At 29.1% G+C, this 230-nt stretch carries 1 pseudogene; it reads right to left on the bottom strand.

The annotated features are described in order from the left end of the window. A pseudogene (locus tag ON17_RS03595) lies at nt 1-230 on the bottom strand (DUF2963 domain-containing protein); the annotation flags it as partial.

Genomic DNA, 230 nt, shown 5'->3' with positions numbered 1-230 from the left:
TTAGCTGTATATCCAGCATTTTTTAATTCTTGAAATGTAAATGTATATCCCTCATCTTTTAATTGTTTAGCTGTATATCCCTTATCTTTTAATTCTTTAGCTGTGAATTTCATTCCAACTTCTGCTAATGTTTTTACTTCTGAAACTGTATACCCAGCATCTAATATTTGTTTCAATTTAAAACCACTTTCTTCTAATTGGACCGCTGTAACCCCTAATTTTTTAAAATC

This window comes from Poinsettia branch-inducing phytoplasma str. JR1, assembly GCF_000309465.1.
GTDB lineage: Bacteria > Bacillota_I > Bacilli_A > Acholeplasmatales > Acholeplasmataceae > Phytoplasma > Phytoplasma pruni.
Note: the sequence above shows the minus strand (reverse complement) of the source record. Positions and strands in the feature narration are given on the sequence as shown.